Annotated in this window: 18 protein-coding genes; 5 read left to right on the top strand and 13 right to left on the bottom strand. The window is 61.8% G+C overall.

From position 1 onward, the window contains the following. Window positions 1-130: 130 nt before the first annotated feature. The 4 genes from cysN to SINAC_RS40010 form a co-directional block, all read right to left on the bottom strand. Complete coding sequence (gene cysN / locus SINAC_RS19985) at window positions 131-2,074, bottom strand: sulfate adenylyltransferase subunit CysN (protein ID WP_015247416.1); 1,944 nt, start codon at window positions 2,072-2,074, stop codon at window positions 131-133. Between the two features lies 1 nt (window position 2,075). Continuing rightward, window positions 2,076-2,990 (bottom strand): sulfate adenylyltransferase subunit CysD, encoded by a 915-nt coding sequence (gene cysD, locus SINAC_RS19980; protein WP_015247415.1) that lies wholly within the window; start codon window positions 2,988-2,990, stop codon window positions 2,076-2,078. Between the two features lie 404 nt (window positions 2,991-3,394). Further along, the gene (locus tag SINAC_RS19975) at window positions 3,395-3,718 is read right to left on the bottom strand and encodes a hypothetical protein (protein WP_020467600.1); all 324 of its coding nucleotides are present in this window, start codon (window positions 3,716-3,718) and stop codon (window positions 3,395-3,397) included. Between the two features lies 1 nt (window position 3,719). Then, the gene (locus SINAC_RS40010; RefSeq protein ID WP_015247414.1) at window positions 3,720-3,863 is read right to left on the bottom strand and encodes a hypothetical protein; all 144 of its coding nucleotides are present in this window, start codon (window positions 3,861-3,863) and stop codon (window positions 3,720-3,722) included. 269 nt (window positions 3,864-4,132) lie between these two features. Here SINAC_RS40010 and SINAC_RS19970 point away from each other — a divergent pair, with 269 nt between their 5' ends. Continuing rightward, entirely contained in the window at window positions 4,133-4,444 is a 312-nt protein-coding gene (locus tag SINAC_RS19970; protein ID WP_015247413.1) for a hypothetical protein, read from the top strand. A gap of 139 nt (window positions 4,445-4,583) precedes the next feature. Further along, window positions 4,584-6,188 carry a hypothetical protein gene (locus SINAC_RS19965; RefSeq protein WP_015247412.1) on the top strand — a complete coding sequence of 535 codons (1,605 nt, stop codon included), beginning with the start codon at window positions 4,584-4,586 and terminating at the stop codon, window positions 6,186-6,188. 223 nt (window positions 6,189-6,411) lie between these two features. Here SINAC_RS19965 and SINAC_RS19960 read toward each other — a convergent pair whose 3' ends face one another. Further along, complete coding sequence (locus SINAC_RS19960) at window positions 6,412-6,834, bottom strand: hypothetical protein (RefSeq protein WP_020467601.1); 423 nt, start codon at window positions 6,832-6,834, stop codon at window positions 6,412-6,414. 70 nt (window positions 6,835-6,904) lie between these two features. Next, complete coding sequence (locus SINAC_RS40810) at window positions 6,905-7,318, bottom strand: hypothetical protein (protein ID WP_020467602.1); 414 nt, start codon at window positions 7,316-7,318, stop codon at window positions 6,905-6,907. A gap of 90 nt (window positions 7,319-7,408) precedes the next feature. Here SINAC_RS40810 and SINAC_RS19950 point away from each other — a divergent pair, with 90 nt between their 5' ends. After that, window positions 7,409-7,714 carry a hypothetical protein gene (locus SINAC_RS19950; protein WP_015247410.1) on the top strand — a complete coding sequence of 102 codons (306 nt, stop codon included), beginning with the start codon at window positions 7,409-7,411 and terminating at the stop codon, window positions 7,712-7,714. Between the two features lie 273 nt (window positions 7,715-7,987). Here SINAC_RS19950 and SINAC_RS39995 read toward each other — a convergent pair whose 3' ends face one another. The 7 genes from SINAC_RS39995 to SINAC_RS19915 all read right to left on the bottom strand — a co-directional run bounded on the left by SINAC_RS39995 (window position 7,988) and on the right by SINAC_RS19915 (window position 16,030). Next, a complete protein-coding gene (locus SINAC_RS39995) occupies window positions 7,988-8,254 on the bottom strand; it encodes a hypothetical protein (RefSeq protein ID WP_015247408.1) in 267 nt (88 codons plus the stop codon). A gap of 434 nt (window positions 8,255-8,688) precedes the next feature. Then, a complete protein-coding gene (locus SINAC_RS19940; protein WP_015247407.1) occupies window positions 8,689-9,243 on the bottom strand; it encodes a hypothetical protein in 555 nt (184 codons plus the stop codon). 326 nt (window positions 9,244-9,569) lie between these two features. Further along, window positions 9,570-10,001, bottom strand: coding sequence for a GNAT family N-acetyltransferase (locus tag SINAC_RS19935; RefSeq protein ID WP_015247405.1), 432 nt, complete (start codon window positions 9,999-10,001; stop codon window positions 9,570-9,572). A 962-nt stretch (window positions 10,002-10,963) separates the two neighbouring features. After that, the gene (locus tag SINAC_RS19930) at window positions 10,964-11,410 is read right to left on the bottom strand and encodes a hypothetical protein (protein ID WP_237722918.1); all 447 of its coding nucleotides are present in this window, start codon (window positions 11,408-11,410) and stop codon (window positions 10,964-10,966) included. Window positions 11,411-11,988: 578 nt separating this feature from the next. Beyond that, on the bottom strand, window positions 11,989-13,374 hold the full coding sequence (locus tag SINAC_RS19925) for an IS4 family transposase (protein ID WP_015247402.1): 1,386 nt from the start codon (window positions 13,372-13,374) through the stop codon (window positions 11,989-11,991). Window positions 13,375-13,622: 248 nt separating this feature from the next. Continuing rightward, window positions 13,623-15,455, bottom strand: coding sequence for a serine/threonine-protein kinase (locus tag SINAC_RS19920; RefSeq protein WP_015247401.1), 1,833 nt, complete (start codon window positions 15,453-15,455; stop codon window positions 13,623-13,625). Continuing rightward, window positions 15,452-16,030, bottom strand: a complete 579-nt coding sequence (locus SINAC_RS19915) for an ECF-type sigma factor (RefSeq protein WP_015247400.1) — start codon at window positions 16,028-16,030, stop codon at window positions 15,452-15,454. The genes SINAC_RS19920 and SINAC_RS19915 overlap by 4 nt, the downstream gene beginning before the upstream one ends. Window positions 16,031-16,427: 397 nt before the next feature. On the opposite strand from SINAC_RS19915, the gene dps reads away from it, so the two are divergent. Next, window positions 16,428-16,910: a DNA starvation/stationary phase protection protein Dps gene (dps, locus tag SINAC_RS19910; RefSeq protein ID WP_015247399.1), complete on the top strand. Its 483-nt coding sequence runs from the start codon at window positions 16,428-16,430 to the stop codon at window positions 16,908-16,910. Window positions 16,911-16,987: 77 nt separating this feature from the next. Continuing rightward, window positions 16,988-18,091, top strand: a complete 1,104-nt coding sequence (locus tag SINAC_RS19905) for a cytochrome-c peroxidase (protein ID WP_015247398.1) — start codon at window positions 16,988-16,990, stop codon at window positions 18,089-18,091. The last annotated feature ends 98 nt before the right edge of the window (window positions 18,092-18,189 follow it).

The following is an 18,189-nucleotide window of genomic DNA, read 5'->3' as shown; positions in this document are numbered from 1 at the left end:
CGCCGCGCGGTGGGGAACGACGCCTCCAAGAGACCGGTGGCTCGGAGCAGGCAATCTTCTCCGTCAGGGCCTGTGGGCCCCCTCCCCTGGCCCTGAGATCAAAGGGGGGAGGGGTGATCCCACGGGTCACTTACGATCGCGAGAGCATATAACCCTTCGACTTCATCAACTCGACGATGCGGCTGACGCTCTCGTCCACGCTGATCCGGTCGGTCTCCAGCACAAGGTCGGGCGTTTTCGGCTCCTCGAACGCAGCGGTCACACCAGGCATCTGCGCGATCTTGCCCGCGTCAGCCAACTGGTACGCGCCGCTCTGGTCGCGGGCACGCAGCACCTCCATCGGCGCGGTGCAGTACACCTCCAGAACCCGGTCACGGCCGATCAACTGCTTCGCCTTCTCGCGCACCGCCTCGTGCGGGGCCACGAACGCCGCGATCGTGATCACGCCCGCGTCGTTCATCAATTTCGCCACCTCGGCCGAACGACGCAGGTTCTCCGAGCGGTCGTCTGCGGTGAACCCCAAGTCGCGGTTCAGGCCCTGGCGCATGCTCTGGCCGTACAGCACGGTCACGGCACGGCCCTCGTCCCACAGCCGGCGCTCCAGCTCGTACGCGATCCGGCTCTTGCCGCTCCCCGTCAGACCGACCAGCAACACCGTCACCGGCACCTGGCCGTAACGCTGCTCGCGCTCGCTCGGCGCGATCTGGCTCGCGCGCTGCTTGAGACGCACCGCCGGCTCCGCCGCCCACACGTCACCCGGAACCCGGCCGCTGCCGGTCTCCAGGATCATCCCGGCACCCACCGTGTTGTTCGTCAGCCGGTCGATGAGGATGAACGCGCCGGTCGCCGCGTTGGTGCGGTAGGGGTCGCACGCCAACGGCTGTGTCAGGCTGAGCTGCACGTGCCCGACCTCGTTCAGCCCGAGCCGTGCGATAGCGCGGTGCTCCAGGGTGTTGACGTCGACGCCGTAGCGGAATGACGCGACCTCCGCCGTCACCTGTTGCGTGGTCTGCTTCAGGGTGTAGGGCCGGCCGGGCACGAACGGCTGCTCGGCCATCCAGACCACCATCGCCTCGATCTCGCTGCTGACGTGCGGCGGGTTGTCCGGCAGGACCAGCATGTCGCCGCGACTGACGTCCACCTCGTCGGTCAGCGTCACGGTCACCGCCTGGGGCGCGAACGCTTCTTCCAACTCGCCGTCGTACGTCACGATCGACTTCACCTTGCTCCGCTTGCCCGACGGCAGCACCATCACCTCGTCGCCCTTGTGCAGGACGCCGGACGCAACCGTGCCGGCGAAGCCACGGAAGTCGAGGTTGGGACGGATGACGTACTGGACAGGGAAACGCAGGTCGGTCAGGTTGCGGTCGCTGGCGATGTGCACCGTTTCCAGGTGGTCCAGCAGCGGCGGGCCGGAATACCACGGGATCGCGTCGCTCTTGGACACGACGTTGTCGCCCTTCAGCGCCGACATCGGGATGAAGGTGATGTCGCGCAGCTCGAGCTTGGCGACAAAGCCGGTGTATTCGTCCTTGATGCGCTCGAAGACGTCGCGTGAGTAGTCGACGAGGTCCATCTTGTTGATGGCCACGACCACATGCCGGATGCCCAGGAGCGACACGATAAACGAGTGTCGACGGGTCTGGGTCATGACGCCGTGGCGGGCGTCGATGAGGATGATGGCCAGTTGGCAGGTCGAAGCGCCGGTGGCCATGTTGCGCGTGTACTGCTCGTGGCCCGGCGTGTCGGCGATGATGAACTTGCGGCGGTCGGTCGAGAAGTAGCGATAGGCGACGTCGATGGTGATCCCCTGCTCGCGCTCGGCCTTCAGGCCGTCGGTGAGCAGGGCGAGGTCGATCTCGCCGGTGCCGGTGGTGCCGACCTTCTCGCTGTCCCGTTTTACGGCGGCGAGCTGGTCCTCGTAGATCATCTTGGTGTCGTGCAGCAGCCGGCCGATGAGCGTGCTCTTGCCGTCGTCGACGCTGCCGCAGGTCAGGAACCGCAGAAGCTCCTTCTTCTGGTGGCGGGCGAGGTAGGTGTGGATGTCTTCCTGACTCAGGTCAACGGCTTGCATTTCAGAAGTACCCCTCGCGCTTCTTCTGCTCCATCGACCCCGTCTCATCGTGGTCGATCACCCGACCCTGCCGCTCGGAGTTCCTCGCCAGCAGCATCTCCTCGATGATCTCCGGCAGCGTCGTCGCGTTGCTCTCGACCGCCCCCGTGAGCGGGTAGCAGCCCAAGGTGCGGAACCGCACCCGCTTCATCATCGGCTCCTCGCCGGGCCGCAACCGCATCCGGTCGTCGTCCACCATGATGAGCGTGCCGTCGCGCTCGACGACCGGGCGGATGTCCGCGAAGTAGAGCGGCACGATGGGGATGTTCTCGAGGTGGATGTACTGCCAGACATCCAGCTCGGTCCAGTTGCTCAGCGGGAAGGCGCGGATGCTCTCCCCCTTGTTCACCTTACAGTTGTACAGGCTCCAGAGCTCCGGCCGCTGGTTCTTCGGGTCCCACTGGTGCAGGCGGTCGCGGAAGCTGTAGACGCGTTCCTTGGCCCGGCTCTTTTCCTCGTCGCGACGGGCACCGCCGAACGCCGCGTCGAACTGATAGTGGTTCAGCGCTTGCTTCAGCGCTGCCGTCTTCATGATGTCGGTGTGCTTTTTCGAGCCGTGGTCGAACGGGTTGACGTTCTGGGCCTGCCCCTCCGGGTTGATCCAGACCTTCAGGTCGAGGTTCTGTTCGCGACAGAACCAATCGCGGAACTCGATCATCGCCCGGAACTTCCAGGTCGTATCGACGTGCAGCAGCGGGAAGGGGAGCCGGCCGGGGTGGAACGCCTTCTGCGCGAGCCGCAGCATGACGGCGGAATCCTTGCCGATGGAGTAGAGCATCACCGGCCGCTCGAACTCGGCGGCTACCTCGCGGATGATGTGGATGCTCTCAGCCTCGAGCACTTTCAGATGGGTCAGGTTGTAACTGCAGCTGATCATCCGCCCTCCTGTTTGGTCTCTCTCCGAATTGATTGTATGGTATCCGCTTCTCCGCCGGGTAGGGGGTACATCATCACCGGCAAGCCAGCCCTGCGATCCTTGATTGCTCGCGCTGACGGTACTCGCGCGGCTCCGCCGAGGGCGGTACGCGTCAACGAAGCCATCGGCACTCCCTTTTTGTTCACCCTCCGGTTGGTTGCGCCCATCGGTCAATATCGACCGAAGCCATTCTCTCCAATGGGCGTTACCTCGAAGCCAGTACGTTTTCTTGGGCAATCCATGCAATCGGCGTTACGGGGGCCGAAACGGCCAAAGCGAAAACCCTCGCACCGGGTTCGCTCAGCCCTTCCCCAAGGCGGCGAGCGATCCAGCAAGGCGCGAAGGGACCTGTTCTTCCCGCGTGGTCAACGGTCTCGGTGGCGACGGATTTGTCTGAAGGCGATCTCCAGCAGCGAGAAGCGATCCGCCACGACGCCGGGGATGTCGGCGACCGCCGCCTCCGGATCGGTGCAGAAGTCGTCCCGCCAGCCGGTTGGACGAGCCGGGTGGTGCTGGTGGCCTTCCGGATGCGGGTCCGGGACCGTATCCAACGCCGCGTCCTTGCGGAGCCGGCTGACGACCGTCACCCGCTGTGACTTCGCCGGCTTGAGCACATCCACCTTGGCATAGGCCCCGTCGGCCCCCCCCGATCGGCTTCCCGAGGAGGTTGAGCCAGAAGCTCGGCCCATCTTAACAGTTCGATAGTTCGACAGCCAACGCCAACTTGGTGAGGAACACCAGGAGGGCAAGCCTGGGGGCAGACCGCCGCTCGAGCGATCCGGCGAGCGGCGCGAACCACTGGCACGGCGTCGGCATGGGATGCGAGGATGTCATGGCTGGCTCCGTCCGGGATGATCGGCTGGCGTGGTAACCGCCAACGTCCCGGTCGGTCCCTGCCTCCTCACTGTCAGGTGCCTATTCGGATGGACGAGGCCGGGAGAGACCCCGCTGCATGGTTGCACAGGCTTCAGCCCTCGTGCCATCAATGCGGCGCCCCGCTTGTTGGCACGCCAGCCACAACCTGCCCTCGATGTGTCGACCGCCCCCGGCAGGCAATCGGCCCTCGTCTCCTCGGCCTTTCTCGCTGGCGGCTCCGGACCGCGATGGTCCTGATCGCCCTCGCGGCCTGCGCGTCGGCCTGGGGCATCCACGCCTGGCGACGCCGGCTCGCTGACGATCGAAGCCAGTTTTACACGCACGAGGAGATGGCCCAGTACCAAGCATTCCTGAAATCGGTCGCACTCGGCCAAGCACGGGAAGCCGAGGGGAAGGCGGCTGCGGGCGGCGCGGACCGGCAGCGGTGGGCGGAGGAGGCGGCCTCGTGGCGTGCGAAGTCGTACGCTCACGAGCGGTCTGCGGTGGAATATCGCTGGCGAGCCGACCTCAAGCAGCGGCTTCGCCGGGGCGGTTGGTAGCCCAACATTTTACCATGCGCCACCGCTGGATTGTGACCAAGAGTCGGGATTGCCTGGGCCTTATACGATGAGGACAAGTTTCTGGGTTTGGCCCGAAGCGCATTCCTTCCTCACCCTTTGCTCAACCGAGGTACTTGCCATGACTCGACGTGCGATCATTTACGCAGTAGCGGCTGTTCTCGCTCCCGGCATCGCCTTCTCCGAAGACGCCCCGCATCCGTATCGTCCAAGTGACCCTCCCAATTTTCCATCGGGTTACGTGGCCCCCTCGACGTTCACGTTCGAGCAATTCCTGACCATCTTGGCGTCTCCAGAAATCACATCGGTCGACGACCTCGTAGAGCGGTTGCCGCATTCCTATCGCGAGAATTATGTCGAAATCTTCGATAGCCGGAGTCCGGAAAGGAGCGTGGTAACGCCGAAGGCACCAAGAATCGTCTCGTACGGAAACGAGGCCAAGGTCATCGTCGCCTTCTGCGGTGATCCGGCCGACCAGAACACTTTCAACAAAATCCAGATCCTGCGGTTCAATGACGACCTGAAACGCTGGGAGTTCTACGCAACAACCGTGCCCCCTGCTAAAAACGAAAAGGGCGACATGGTCCCGCTGGAGAAAAACCCGGCGCGATGCCTCGGATGCCATGGGAGGAATTCGAATCCGCCGGGCCCGATTTGGGACAGCTATCCCTTGTGGTCGGGAACCTACGGTGCGAATCGGGACATACTCTTTCTTACCCCGCCCAGCAACGATTTCAACGCTGTATATCGAGAGGGAGATCAATGGATCCCTTACGAGCTGAAAGAGCCTAAATTTAGATCTCAATATCTGGCAAACAAGCAAACCATCAAGCGTTACAAACTTCTTCGCGAGCATGTAGGAAATCGAGAAATGGATCGACTTTCCTCTGACGCGAAAGACCAGCCCAACTCAACATTCACAACGCTCTTGCTTCTGAGACAATCTGAAGCACTGGCGAGGGCCATTCGAGAGAATCCAGACCTCAAGGACTCTCGATTTGCAATCCTTGCATCACTTACAGGAAAGTATGATTTCGATGACCGTTGGAATGGCCCAAGTTTTTCCATACGTTCCAGGAAGTCCGGGTTGGCAGGAATCACTTCTGTAGGGTTCGCCTACCCGATTGAACTCTTTCGATACGCGGAGACGACTGCCCCCAACGGACCTCCTCCGTTACCCAGCCAGCAGCCGCAACGTGATTTCACGAGGGAGCTTGCGAGCCTTAAAATCGAGAGTGCCACCTCGGCACTGGAACGGCATGTCAAGCTCTTGGACCTCCCCAAAGCCACTGTGAATGACCTGCAGCCACCCATTAATGTTGAGCATGTCTTTTTTTGGAAGGATGAGACGGTAGAGAAAATGCCGAGATTGATGCACTACCTGGAAAAGGTCGGTGTTTCCGTTAGATCCTGGGCCCTCGATTTTGATAAACGGCTGACGAATAACGACGGGATTAATACCTTTCTGAATCATCTGGAACGCAGGCTCTGGGCCGAGATCATCGATGAGAGCGAGAGTCCCGAGCTCCTCAAAGTCTTCACAAACGCCTCGCAATTTCGCCCGGTACCCGGTACGGCATTGGTGTGGGGAGGACGATGGCTCGACAGCCTCGAGAATCTGACCCATGAGATCGAGGCGAGAAGGCACGTCTGCGACCTTTTGCGGGAGGAGACGAACAAGATCCACCCTGTCATAGTCGTGCCAAATTATCCGCTTACGAAATAGCAGGAAGCGCCAGGCTCGCCGGTTGCTCTGTAGGCGTTCACCCCCTATCACCCAGGATCGATGGTTTCTGGGACTGATCCTGATGGGCCGCGATGGCTTGCGTGAGGAGCCCCCTCACATCGCGGCCCTGGGATCGGCAACGGGCAACGACGGCTAAGCCCGAGTGAGCAAAATGACAAAGTGAAGCAATTTGACTTCCCCACATCCTGAATCTTAGCCAAACTCAGAGGCCGAGTTCGCGAACGAACATCTCAAAGTCGGGGGCCATCATGACCCAATGGTTCGCGCACCCGTCGGGCGGCCAGCGCAGCCGGATCACGCGCGGCATCTCGGGATCCTCTCGGTAATCCAGGAGAATCGGCGCATCGGATCCCAGGCCGAAGTCACCGATGTCCAGAGCCAGGTCGAAGTCGATCTCCGACGGCGCGGCCAGCGGATCCATCCAGTAGGGGTTCGAAGAGGCTCGCTCGCGAACGGTGTGGAAGGGCGGCGCGAACAGGAAGATCATTGATTCCTCGAGCGCGAGTCGCCTGACGCGCTCGGCAGGTACCAATGGCCGGAGGTTCTGCCACTGCTGCTCCTCGACGGTTCGCGGCCAGCGCCCGGCGGCGAGAAGCTGCTCCAGAAGTGCGGGAGGGCGGAGCAATAAAGTCCCCTTCCAGGAGCCGTGTCACGTTGGGCTAGACGAAGGCCGGCCCCGGCCGAGACCATGACGGTTACCAAGCCAGCCGATCATCCCGGACGGAGCCAGCCATGACATCTTCGCAGCGGATACTCGCCCGTGCCAGTGGTTCTCCCGACTCGCCTCGGCACTCGACCGCCGGTCCTCCCCCCCGGCTCGCCCGGCTGTTCCTCGGGGCCGTCCTGGCCCAAGGTCGGCGCACCGTCACACCTGGATCAGGGCAGCCAAGTTCAGCGATCGGTTCCAACCCTGCTACACCGCCGTCGCCGCCACAGGAAAGCGGTCCGATCGCATCGCCCGGAGGCTCCTGACCGAGGTGGTCACGCCCCTGGTCAAAGGGGCTGGCCGGCTGAAGCTCGTCTCGCCGAAGCGAAGCGGCATGAGGCGGAATGCAGACGAGGATTTTGACCACGCGGTATTGCCCGATGGGCACAGACTGCGGAGGCATGTGCTCTATCGGATTCGGTGGGGTAGGTGATGCTCCTCCCTCGACATGGCCTAGGGTAGAGAAAAGGCCCTCCGCCTTCTCAGGATTTCGATGATGAAAAATCCCCGCAAGATCGCCCTCGGCACGCTGATTCTGGCCACCGTTTGCTTTGGGCTGCTGGCCATCCCTGCGTCGTTCGCCATGATGATGTCGCCGATGGCATTCGATACGGGAATCTCCACCGCAGCGATCATCCTCTTCGTGACGCTGCTTACCTATCCGCTCATGGTTCTCGTTTCCGTTCCAGCATCCTGGATCGCCTATCGAAGAGGGGGTTACCGCACGGCGATCACTCTCAGCCTGCTGCCCGCGATTAACCTCGTGGCGCTGGCACTGATTTTCGGCTTCGGCGGGTAGGCGACGCGATCCAAGTGGAGGTGGGGAGGCAAAAGCAGACGCCGTAGGTTGGTCTCCCCCTCACTCGATCTTCGGCAACAGCGACGCGCCGACCCGCATCTTCGTGGGCCGAACCGCATCCCGGCAGCCAGAGCCGACCGCATCTTAATCTGTACTTTCCGGGACTTCATGCATTTCGACCGGTAATTGTGCAACTCGGCGGCCCCGGGCTGAGAGCAGGTGGTCATGCAGCCAGGCAAGGAAGCCATTGACCGGAGGGCCTCGCCGGCGGGGTCAAGTCTCTGGCCAGAGCAATCGCCCGTCGGGCGAGTAGATGGCTCGCAGTTCGGTGAAGCGGACGTGCCTGCCGCATTGCTCCCGGTCGCAGGGGCGTCTCTTCGGCAGGTCGGCGTACAGGGCCCCGTATCCCTCCGGGTCGTCGGCGGGCGGTATGACTCCGACGCCGTCGCCGCGAAGGAGACGCTCCCGCGTACCGTCGACGAATTCGACCACGAACTCGTTTGGCCAGTGAATCCCACAGAGTTCCTCGTAGATCGCCATGAGTGGAACACCTGACATGCGCTGAGTAGACGGGGCCGGCCCGACCGGGACGATGGCGGTTACCACACCAGCCTGACACCCCAAGCAGAGCTGCCCCCCATGACATCCTCGCATCCGCGACCCGTCCCATGCCAGTGGTTCTACTACCTCGCCGCTGTCCTCAACCGGCGCACCGCTCCACGGCTCGCCTTGTGGGTCGGTCAGGCTCGCAAAGTGAACTTCGATGAAAGCGGAGAAATCATTGGCCACGAGAGGTCAATCTCGAGCGACATCGGCAGCACGCTCGCCGGATCCTGCGCCAGGGAGATCACAGACCGCCATGGCTCATCGTGTCGCAGATCACCCATTATGGCGCAATCGCCCTGGGATCAACAACGGGCAACGACGGCTAAGCCCGAATGAGCAAAACAACTAAAGAGAAGCGATTTTCCAAATTAATGCGGCAGCACAGAATGCCACGCAACTTCATTCCCGGCAAAAACAAAAAAGCAAACCAAAGACGTTCTAATAACCAAAATTACATCATCATTTGTTTCGACTATCGCTTCTGAAGTCTTTACTCTCATTGACCTAATGTTCATTGTTACTGAGTTATCGACGTTCGACAAAAACCAATATACCACGGCATCGTCTCGGTAGACGATTTTAATCCAGTGTGTTCCTGTCTCCATGGTCACATTGTAAGCCGCAAACAAATCCTTGGCTTGTTGCAACTCCGGCCAAGAACACAACGAGAGTACAACTGGAGAAAGCTCGGGGGGCATGGAGCCTCGTGGCTCGCGATGAACATCGACGTCGAAATCGTTCGACGTAACGAACTTCTGCTGATACTTTTCCCTAAGGGATGAGGAAACAGGGTTCTTTGTTGCATTGTCCACAATTTGAGTCAAGAAAGGCAGAAAATTGAAGCTCTCGCATGCCTGGTAAAAGTCGCTGGCAAAAGCTTTTGTCATTTTCGACACATCATTTGGATCGAAACTAAATTGCATTTTGCAACTCCAATCCCCAGGTCTCGACGACACTTAACTTATTCCCAGCGAAATCGTACGTGTATCGGAAATCCGAAATCAGGGTACCCAATGGGGAAAGGTTGGACAACCGTGTTAGAGTCTGTCCCCGAGAGCGAATCCCACCGGAGTTTTTGCGGATCTTCCGGGTGCCATGCATTTCCGTACTCGGGCCCCATGCGGGAATGCCTTGGCCTGGGGCCCCCAAACATCCTCCATTTCCCGGTGAAACCTGACCTTCCAAGACAGGCTCTTCGCAATGATTGTACGGGGTGGAAAGCAGAAAAACGTTTTGGGAAAGTCGCGGCCTATCGAAGACGGATCAGCCCCGCATCAGTCGGCTGAAACTTGCATGCGCCAAAATAGAAGTCACGAAGATGTGGATCGAAGTCCACGTGGAGCCATTCACAGCCTGAAGCTTTCGCATGCTTCACGGCTTCTTCGACAAGTGACGTAGCGAAACCGCAGCGCCTCAAAGCCGAGGTGATCATCGTGTCGAGGAGGAAGGCATGAACCCCACCGTCCCATGCCACATTGACAAAGCCAGCAAGATCTCCCGACACGCGCATGCAAACCCATCCGAGACTAAAGGCATTTACCTGCGTCCACCAATCGTCATCGGACAACGGGTGCTCAAAACACTCAGAGTGAAGTGCATTGATCTCCTTGTTCGTGAACGTCCCGCGCCACTCAAAACGCGGATCGTTACCTGCTGTCGAGTGCGGGATTGTTATTGTCATGGCGTCCTCTGAGGGGGTTGGGGGTTGCCCCTTTTTTCGAAGGAACACTTGCTCAACCTGGGTCAATTCGGGCCTTTCGCCTCCGCAATCCTTTTGACAGCCATCGGGACCGGCCGCGCCGGGCATCGAGAGCTCTTCTCGCGGCTCGTGCTCTGGCGAGTCAACCCTGCTTGGTACGACGTCGCTCTCGCCCTACCTCCATTGCCCCTTCTGACCGCAATCCGTGCGAACTCGCTGATCAGCGGACAGCCGTCGATTTCCTGTCCGACGTCATCCCCAATTTCCTCTTCATCCTGCTACTCGGCGGCCCGCTCGGCAGGCGAGGGTACGCCCTGCCGCATCTCGAAAGGCGATGGGGCCGCCTGGTGGAGAGTCTCGTCCTCGGCGTGGGGTGGGCCTGCTGGCATTTTCCGATCTGGCTAGCCGTCGATCGCCATGGTGTTCCACAGGTCCTTGAACACGTCCTGGATCAAGTTGCCGATCAAGCCGGCCTTCGCGGTCTGGGTCGTCTTGTTGTGGGTCATTGCACTCTTCATCGTGGGAGCGGACCCGTTGTCTTGGCTCGCCCCCAGCCTGATGTGATCGCCCTCCGAGAGGCACCGCTGTGAGGCTTGACTCCGAAAGCCTTGCCCTCGGCCTCCGATGTGACATTTCCACGAGACCTCAAGCCGTCCGCATGGCTCCGTGTCTTCTCACGTTTGCCATCCTGTTCGAGTGTGCCATAGGTCGCGGTTAGGGAACGCCCTTGCGGGCGTCGCCCTGCGCAGAACCGCACCTGCAGAATCACTGCATTCGCAGTTCGTAATATACTTACGTTTTATCACCGAATCTCCATTCTCTCATTACTGCAACTCAACACCACACATCAATACACAATCGCATTTCTGAATATCAAAAGAATCAGGAGCCGGTCTTGGATGGCTGAGACGCTCTTCTCGGTCCTGGAAATGCAGCGACTTGCTTTACCAGTGGACCATTTTCCCCGGAGTTTTCGGATTGCCGTAGCCCTTCACATACGTGAGGACTCCGTCAGTCCAGGCATATTCCTCGTAGTAGGAATTGGCGATCAGGGCATCCCCGGTGACCTTGGGCCAGACCTTCAACGTGATCCCCAAACCTCCAGGAATGGGGGTAACGTTGTAGACCCAGGCCGACCATCCGCAGGTTTTAAAGTGAAAGTCGCCCTCATCCACCCATTTGAAGAATTGGACGCGATCGGGGGGGACGGGACGCTCGCGGAGCATGATGGCCGTAGCCTGCCCAAAGAGCTTGTCCTCTTGCGGCGTACGTTCCTTGACTTCCGCTCCGATCAGGGCTGGTTTGATGGTATAGAGGCGAGCCGGGTCGTTGCCGTCCCCTTGGAATTGGGCGACTTGCTCGGGGGTGGGAATGAAATTTTCTCGAGGCATGCGGACTGGGGCTTGGGGCGCGAGTTTGCGCTTCTTTATCGGGCCCTTGCTCGGGGCGGAGGCCGCCAAATAACCACATGCCAAGAGCATCACAAATGCCCAGACAACGGCAATTTTATTTATCTTCATAATTTGATTCACCTATTATTCATGCGGCCATTATGGAGCGTTCTTCTTCCTCTTCATGATCGTCCACTCACCAAGAGGCATCTCGATGGGGACAGGAGAGCAAGGAGTAGAATCGAGAATCCGAAACGATTGGGTTGCGGAGAAGAAAAGGTTTCCCACCGGGAGAGCATCGCAAGCTTCTGCATCAGCCATCGACCCTACCTCATCGTGAATTTCCGAGTCAATGAGATTCCACGTTTCCCCGGGAGCATTGGGGGCCAATCCTTAGGGAGGCGCGGGCCTGGTCCCAATCGCCCAAGCAGGGGCACTCTTGTAGCCTGGAGGGGCGACCGTCACACGCGTGAGGCGAACGCTGACGGTCGCCCCTCCGGGGCTACAGAACACAAATAGGCCGATTATCCCCCAGGGGTTTCACCCTTGTCCTTACCAAGAACGTTTGCGCAGTAATGCTACTCCAAGCGAAGGTCCAGCTCAGCCCCCTGAACCATCGCTTGGAGCTTCATCCATCCCCTCCAGATCGTTTGCCATCCCGGCTCACCGTCCCCCTTCCGTCCCAGGAATCCCCCGAGTTTCGCCAACTCCCGAAAAAACTGATACGTTCCCCATGGCAACGCCTCAGTCGTTCGCCGAAACGCGCGGAGCACGGCCACATATTTTGGCGGGGCGGCTTCGATCGCCGGCCGTTCCGGTTCCGATCGGGCGATCCCTTTCAACTGCAAGAGCCGTACCGCCACCACTGACAGCAGACCCGTCAGCGCCTCCAGCCGATGGCTCGCCTTGAGTTGATGATCGGCTGCACTGCAACCCGATTTCAACGCTTTGTGCCATTCTTCGATCAGCCATCTCTTTTCATAATAGGAAATGATCCGCAACGCATCCTCAAGGCAGGCCACTTCCAGAGAAGTGTACAGCACCCATTCGATCGGTTCTTTGACCGAGGCGGGCGGATCGACCTCACGCACACACACCACGTATTGCGCGATCGGTTGCGGATCGAGACCCTTCAGCGAGTCCGCGGGCTGCCGCGGTACGAGCATCGTCGCCCGCACGAACGTGACGGTGAGCTTGGCGGTTCGCGCCGGCAATCCGGGACGAGACCGCAGCTTGAGCGTGAAGCAACCCGCTTGCGGTACCGATTCGAGTTCCTCCTGCAACGGGCGTTCGAGACCATCGGCACCCTGGACGCGTCGGTGCAGGCTCTTGACCCGTCCGACCCAATCGACGCCCTGACGCTGGGCGCGGCAATAGACCTCGAAATCGTCGGATCCACGGTCCATGACGTGAACCCAGCGTGTGTTTTGGAGCGGGGAACCGATCAGTTCGATGAGTTTTCCCCAGACCTCCGACTCGCGATCGCGTTTGCGGCGTTGCGTCCGACTCTCCCCCTTGGGAACCGGTTTGCGATGAAAGAGAATTTGGCCTGCGAGGCCGTAGACGACCTCGTCCTTGTGGGAGACCATCAATCCGGAGTGGAGCAAGAAGCCCTGACCCGTGCCCGTACCAACGGGCCCCACGCCTTGAATCTGTCGGGTGCATCCGAAATCAATCTCGGTGGTGTCGTCAAGGATCAGGGCCATCTCGGGGCTGGTTTCCCGGATCGAACGCCAATGCGGCTCGGCAATCGCCCGGAAGTTGACGGCCGAGGAGTCGAGCAGGCGATAAGCGGCCCTGAGGTCGTCCCAATTGCCCGTCGCTTTCGGAAGACTGGCCGAGGAATCCACGGCGATTTGCGTGGCGAGTCGGATCAGCCGCGTTTCTCGGCGTTTGTCGCCCAGATCGGCACCGGCGAAATTGGCTTGGGCCCAAGCCTCAGGGTCGGTCAGTGTGGGACTCATGATGAGCATCCGAGCAAGCCAGGGTACCTTGCCCCGGGCCGTCAGACCGACGGGTGGGTCAAGAGAAGCATTGACTATGCCAGATTGCCCGAAAAAAGCAGGGGGAAACTCTGGATTCTGTACGAATGTTCTTGGTAAGGATAAGGGTGAAACCCCTGGCTATTAACGGTCGCCCCTCCGGGGCTACAAAAGGCAGGCGAACCATCAAATAAATCAACACAAATTCAATCGACAATCTTGACCGCTGGTCAGGGGGCGGACCTCGGCGCGCGATCGGCGGCTTGCCACCACAGGGAGGCGCGGGCCTGGTCCCAATCGCCCGAGCAGGAGCACGCGGCCAGGGCGAGTTCGAGGCTCTCGGCGTTGGGGAACCGGTCGGCGGGTGGCTTGGCCAGGCAGCGCAGGACGATGCGCTCGAGGTCTTCGGGGATGCCGGCACGGAGCTGCGACGGGGGGACGACCGGGTCGCGGGCGTGGGCGATCAGGACGCCAATTCCTCCCCCTTCGTCGAACGGCGGGCGGCCGGTCAGCAGGAAGTAGGCCACGACTCCCAGCGAATAGATGTCGCTCCGCTCGTCCAGCTCCCGGCCCCCCGTCGCCTGCTCGGGCGACATGAAGAGCGGGGTGCCGAGGATTTGGCCCTCTTCGCTCAGGTGGGGGGCGTTGACCGTCGCGGCCGACCGGACCAGGCCGAAGTCGAGCAGCTTGGCCACGTCGCTGCTCCCGCCCCGGCGCGCGGCGAAGATGTTCGACGGCTTGATGTCGCGGTGGATCAGGCCCAGGGTGTGGGCCTCTCGCAAGGCGTGCGCCACCTGCCGTAAAAGATAGACGACCCGGGCCGGCGGCAAGGGGCCGTGGTGCTCGACCAGCTCCGCCAGGCTCAGGCCCGGCAGGTATTCCATGACGTAATAGTAGGTGCCGTCCTCGGTCCGGCCGTAGTCATAGATCTCGACGATGTTCGGGTGCGAGAGGGTGGCGGTGAGTCGGACCTCGCGCTCGAATCGCTCCAGGGCCTTCGGGCTGGACTCGACGCCGGACCGGATCAGCTTCAAGGCGCAAGGGCGTTTCAGGAACTGGTGCTCGGCCAGGTACACTTCCCCCATCCCGCCGGCCCCCAGCCGCCGCCCGAGGCGGTACTGGCCGAGCTGCCTCGCCTCCTTGACCTGCCGTTGCAGCCGGGAGATCAGGTGGGCCCCGGAGGCGGAACCGGCAGCCAGGATCAGCAGCAGCATGACATCGAAGCCGAAGAGCGCCAGCGGAGTCGTCCCCTCCTCCAGGCCCATCCGCTCCAGCCACCCCATCGTCCTGGGATGGCGGAGATAGAGCGTCAGCAAGGTCGCAAACGGCAAGAGCGCGAGAGGCCCGACGACCATGGCCGCACGCGACCAGCTCAGCGGGACGTAGATCCCGTAAGAGAGGATCAGGACCGCGGTAATCAGCACCCGATTCTTCATGACGAGCTGCGCCCGCATCGGTTGCCCGCGCAGCGAGAAGTCGAGCATGGTCTGGTACTGCGCGATTGCGAAGACGGCCGCGACCATCCCGATGACCCCCAGCTCCATCGCCTTGAGCAACGAGGGGGAAAGCGGCTTCGGACCCGAGAGCCGGAACGCGACCGCCCCGAGGACCGTGATGACGACGAGGTAAGGGATCGCCTGAGTCCAGTCCGGATCCCTCACGACGGCGTACTTCCAGAAGATCATCATCCCGGCAATGAGGAGGTAGATGATCGTCATCTCCCGCAACCGCTGCTGCGCCAGCGATCGGGTCTCCAGCGATGGCTGCGGCCCCGTCCTCGCCCAGATCGCCGTCTTCGGCGTGAATCCGCCGGCCTCGTCGACCGGCCGAGGCCGGTGGTCGGGAGCCGGGACCTCGGCTTTGATCGGCGGCTCGGGTTCGTGCAGGGTCAGGAACCCGTCCCGCTCGGCCCGGGCATCGGCAGCGAGGAGCCGGCTGACCTCGGTTCGCAGCTCTTCGTCGTCGCCGCAAGCCTCGCGGAGCCAGGGGGCGCGGGCGGCGGGGTCGAGCCGGAGCGCGGCATCGAACAGGTCGTCGATCTGACGCCAGCGTTCCGGAGTCACAGATCCCCCTCCCGGAGTTGACCGCCGAGCCAGGCCCGCGCCAGGCGCCAGTCGCGCTCCACGGTGACAACCGAGACATCGAGCGCCGCGGCGACCTCGGGGACGGTCAGGCCGCCGAAGTAGCGCAAGGTCATGACCTGCCCCTGGCGCTCGTTCCAGGCGGAAAGGCGGTCGAGGGCCTCGTGGACCGCGACGACATCCAGCCCTTGCTCGTCGAAGTAGTCCAGGACCAGGTCGAGGGGGATCCGCTGCCGCCCCCCGCCCCGCCGGTCGGCGGCCCTTCGCCGCGCGTGGTCGATGAGGACCTCCCGCATCGCCCTGGCAGCCGAGGCGAACAAAAAGCTCCGATCCGCCGCCCGGTCGAAGACGGCGTCGCCCAGCAGGCGGATGACCGCCTCGTGGACCACCGCAGTGGGCGAAAGGGTGTGGTCGGTCCGCTCCCGCCGCATCAGCCGCGAAGCCACCTGGCGCAACTCGTCGTAGATCAAGGCGATCAGTTCATCCCTGGCCTGCTCGTCCCCGGCCCGGGCCCGGCCCAGGATCAGGGTCAAATCCTGCCTCGGCAAGTCCTCCATCACTCCTCCGTCAAAGGCCCGCTCCCAAGCCAGAAGGGCGCAAGCCTCGGCACGTCCCAACCTTGATGAGCCACACGCGAGTCCAACGTCGTTCTCCTCTTGCATGTGAATCATACGACAAAAAGGCCGAGGGTCGATGCGTCAGGTCGGAAGCTGGCAATGTGCACGAAACGCTGGCATGCTGGTTAATGCCCCTCAAGGTCTCCCCCCTTCGCAAAGACTTTCGGCAATCCGAATGAAGGGTTTTCCCGACAGTCCCCGCGAAACGGATTGAGGGCAACCGGCCGCCTCCGGACCTCTTTTGGCGATTGCCTCCCCCAAAACATAAAAGGGGAAGTCAACGCCCCGGATCAGGTCGGTTCACCATTCCAAAAAGAAGACACCCTGGAGGCCCGTGATGTTCAAGACGAAGAATGATCTGGCCGAGACAATCCGCATCAAGGCGATCAAGCTGCTCAACGAACGACTGGCCGACAGCATCGACCTGCAAACGCAAACCAAGCAGGCCCACTGGAATGTCAAGGGGCCGAGCTTCATCGCCCTCCACGAGCTGTTCGACGAGATCAACTCGGCCGTCGAAGACTACGTGGACGAGATCGCCGAGCGGGCGGTCCAGCTCGGAGGCGTGGCCGAGGGGACCGCGCGGATCGTGGCCCAGCGTTCGACCCTGACCGAATACCCAGCCACCGCGATCGACGGACGGAGCCACGTCGAGGCCCTCTCATCGGCCCTGGCCGCCTTCGGCAAGTCCGCGCGGAAGGCGATCGACGAGGCCAACGAATTCGGCGACCTCGACACGGCCGACCTGTTCACCGAAGTCTCGCGCGGCATCGACAAGTGGCTCTGGTTCGTCGAGGCCCACTCGCAAGCCGAACATTGAGCGAAGCCGGCAAACCCAAAGCGGTGCGGCCCAAGGCCGCACCCTCTTCACCCGAGCCCAAGCCTGCTGAGGCCCCCATGAAACCGCTACTGCCTCTCGGTGATACCCGACGCATCAGGGTCGCTTGCCTGATCGCCGTCGGCCTCGTCGCAAGCTCCGCGCTGGCGATCGCGCGAGATGAGGGGGATGACGCCGACCTTTTGAAGGAGGCCCGGAGCCACTTCGAGCCGCTCCCGAAGGACATGGCAACCCCGGAGTTCCCGGTCAGTCCGGAACGCGTTCAACTGGGCCGCAAACTCTTCTTCGACCCGCGCATTTCCAGCGATGGCGCCGTGAGCTGCTCAAGGTGCCATCTCCCCGCGCTCAACGCCACGGACGCCCTGCCGAAGTCGCTGGGCGTGCACGACCAGTCCCTCCCCCGCAACGCCCCCACGGTGCTCAACGCCGGGCTCGCCTTCAAGCAGCACTGGGACGGCCGGTTCGCGAACGTCGAGGAGCAGGCGAAGCGCTCCTTGCTGGGGCCTGGCTTCGGCAACCCGGACTACGCGACCGCAATGGCCCGCATCAAGGCCATTCCCGGCTACGCCCCCCTGTTCCTGGCAGCCTTCCCCGGCGAGGCCAATCCCATCTCAGAAGACAACTGGGCCAAGGCCATCGGCGCTTACGAGCGAACGCTCATCGCGCCCTCCCGGTTCGACGACTACCTTCGAGGCAAGCCCGACGCCCTCTCGCCGGCCGAACGCGACGGCCTCCGGACGTTCCTCGACACCGGCTGTGTCGACTGCCACAAAGGGCCAGGACTCGGCGGCCTCAGCTTCCGCAAGTTCGGCCTGATCTCCGACTACTGGAAGGCGACCGGCAGCCAAAACATCGACAAAGGCCGATTCGACGTCACCAACGACCCCGCCGACCTCTACAAATTCAAGGTGCCCGGCCTGCGCAACGTCGCGATGACTCCCCCCTACTTCCACGACGGCGCAGTCCGTACCTTGCCGAGCGCCGTTCGGATCATGGCGCAGGTCCAGCTCAACGCCGAACTCTCCGACTCCGAGGTCAAAAGCCTCGTGACCTTTCTCGGAAGCCTGACCGGCACGATCCCCGAGTCATTCGAACGCGCCCCGGTCCTCCCGGCCGGCGGTTTCACCCCGGATCCATCGGCCCCCCCATCCTCACGAAAATAAGGATCACCCGGTCCTTCCGCCCCTTGCCCTGCCGCACGATCACCGTGTCACGGGTCATTGTCAAGGTCGTCGATGTGGAGGTTTACTCCATCTTCCGA

The sequence above is a fragment of the Singulisphaera acidiphila DSM 18658 genome (genome assembly GCF_000242455.2).
Taxonomy (GTDB): Bacteria; Planctomycetota; Planctomycetia; order Isosphaerales; family Isosphaeraceae; genus Singulisphaera; species Singulisphaera acidiphila.
The sequence above is the reverse complement of the archived record's forward strand: the minus strand, read 5'-3'. Positions and strand labels throughout refer to the sequence as shown.

What these genes read in the sequence shown, in the direction of transcription:
- dps (WP_015247399.1), top strand. Translation starts at nt 16,428, where the DNA reads ATGTTCAAGACGAAGAATGATCTGGCCGAGACAATCCGCATCAAGGCG.
- SINAC_RS19975 (WP_020467600.1), bottom strand. Translation starts at nt 3,718, where the DNA reads ATGGGCCGAGCTTCTGGCTCAACCTCCTCGGGAAGCCGATCGGGGGGG.
- SINAC_RS19905 (WP_015247398.1), top strand. Translation starts at nt 16,988, where the DNA reads ATGAAACCGCTACTGCCTCTCGGTGATACCCGACGCATCAGGGTCGCT.
- SINAC_RS39995 (WP_015247408.1), bottom strand. Translation starts at nt 8,254, where the DNA reads ATGGCGATCTACGAGGAACTCTGTGGGATTCACTGGCCAAACGAGTTC.
- SINAC_RS19915 (WP_015247400.1), bottom strand. Translation starts at nt 16,030, where the DNA reads ATGGAGGACTTGCCGAGGCAGGATTTGACCCTGATCCTGGGCCGGGCC.
- SINAC_RS19950 (WP_015247410.1), top strand. Translation starts at nt 7,409, where the DNA reads ATGATGAAAAATCCCCGCAAGATCGCCCTCGGCACGCTGATTCTGGCC.
- SINAC_RS19925 (WP_015247402.1), bottom strand. Translation starts at nt 13,374, where the DNA reads ATGAGTCCCACACTGACCGACCCTGAGGCTTGGGCCCAAGCCAATTTC.
- SINAC_RS19935 (WP_015247405.1), bottom strand. Translation starts at nt 10,001, where the DNA reads ATGACAATAACAATCCCGCACTCGACAGCAGGTAACGATCCGCGTTTT.
- SINAC_RS19965 (WP_015247412.1), top strand. Translation starts at nt 4,584, where the DNA reads ATGACTCGACGTGCGATCATTTACGCAGTAGCGGCTGTTCTCGCTCCC.
- cysN (WP_015247416.1), bottom strand. Translation starts at nt 2,074, where the DNA reads ATGCAAGCCGTTGACCTGAGTCAGGAAGACATCCACACCTACCTCGCC.
- SINAC_RS40810 (WP_020467602.1), bottom strand. Translation starts at nt 7,318, where the DNA reads ATGCCTCCGCAGTCTGTGCCCATCGGGCAATACCGCGTGGTCAAAATC.
- SINAC_RS19930 (WP_237722918.1), bottom strand. Translation starts at nt 11,410, where the DNA reads ATGCCTCGAGAAAATTTCATTCCCACCCCCGAGCAAGTCGCCCAATTC.
- SINAC_RS19970 (WP_015247413.1), top strand. Translation starts at nt 4,133, where the DNA reads ATGGTCCTGATCGCCCTCGCGGCCTGCGCGTCGGCCTGGGGCATCCAC.
- SINAC_RS19940 (WP_015247407.1), bottom strand. Translation starts at nt 9,243, where the DNA reads ATGCAATTTAGTTTCGATCCAAATGATGTGTCGAAAATGACAAAAGCT.
- SINAC_RS40010 (WP_015247414.1), bottom strand. Translation starts at nt 3,863, where the DNA reads ATGACATCCTCGCATCCCATGCCGACGCCGTGCCAGTGGTTCGCGCCG.
- cysD (WP_015247415.1), bottom strand. Translation starts at nt 2,990, where the DNA reads ATGATCAGCTGCAGTTACAACCTGACCCATCTGAAAGTGCTCGAGGCT.